This is a genomic window from Paenibacillus sp. OT2-17 (assembly GCF_009827695.1).
Classification (GTDB): Bacteria; Bacillota; Bacilli; order Paenibacillales; family Paenibacillaceae; genus Paenibacillus; species Paenibacillus polymyxa_B.
On sequence record NZ_WUDQ01000949.1, the window covers coordinates 1 to 809 of the forward strand.

The 809-nt window shown below is 41.9% G+C and carries 2 protein-coding genes; one reads left to right on the forward strand and one right to left on the reverse strand.

Translation table 11 applies throughout. The annotated features are described in order from the left end of the window. On the reverse strand, positions 1 to 440 hold a 440-nt coding region (locus tag GRP75_RS28385; RefSeq protein WP_160791049.1), incomplete at its 3' end, for an RNA polymerase sigma factor. 200 nt (positions 441 to 640) lie between these two features. Between GRP75_RS28385 and GRP75_RS28390 the strand changes: the two genes are divergently transcribed. After that, the coding region (locus GRP75_RS28390) for an ATP-dependent Clp protease proteolytic subunit (protein WP_202404362.1) at positions 641 to 809 on the forward strand (169 nt) is incomplete at its 3' end.

Genomic DNA, 809 nt, shown 5'->3' on the forward strand with positions numbered 1-809 from the left:
CCCTCCGTTGTTTCAAGCATGTCGGATGTCTCACGAATCGAATATCCAAACACATCTCGCAGCAAAAAAACAGTTCTCTGAAGCGGAGATAAATGTTTCATTAAGGACTGCAACGCTATCTCGATTTCAAAAGATCCATGATCGGGTACGGTTACTTTCGCTTGTTCCCTATTCAATATCCGAGTGTAGACTGCTTTTCTCCGTATATCATCAATCCAGGTGTTCTTAGCAATCCGTAGCAAAAGCGCTCCGGGATTTGTATGCTCGAAGCTATTTAACTTACCTAATGCTTTTATCCAAGTGTCCTGAGCCAGTTCTTCCGCATCCCAAGTTGATTTCGTAAGCGACAGACAGTAACGTTTCAGGACCGCCTGTAATTCCTCCAAGTTCTCGATGTTTATTATATTATCTGTCATTTGTATAGAATCATCTATGCGCATAGGTCCTCTCCTCCACGGTCTTATTCTGCCCTTTCCTAGAGCAAAGCCATTTGCTACCTCCAATGTAAACGAACAAGTGGTTGTAAAAGTTACACCATTTACGTAAATCGTTTTCCCATTGAAACCTCCGTATCTTTTTACGGCCTCGGTTCGTTTACAAGGAGAAATCAACTGGAAACAGGAAATTGGGGGTATAAAAAATGAGTATTTATGTTCCTTATGTTGTCGAGCAAACCGCTCAAGGTGAAAGATCGTACGATATCTATTCCAGACTCTTAAAGGATCGTATTGTGTTTGTCGGGGCAGCCATCGATGATCATTTGGCTAACAGTATTATTGCTCAATTATTGTTCCTGGCGGCAGAAGATC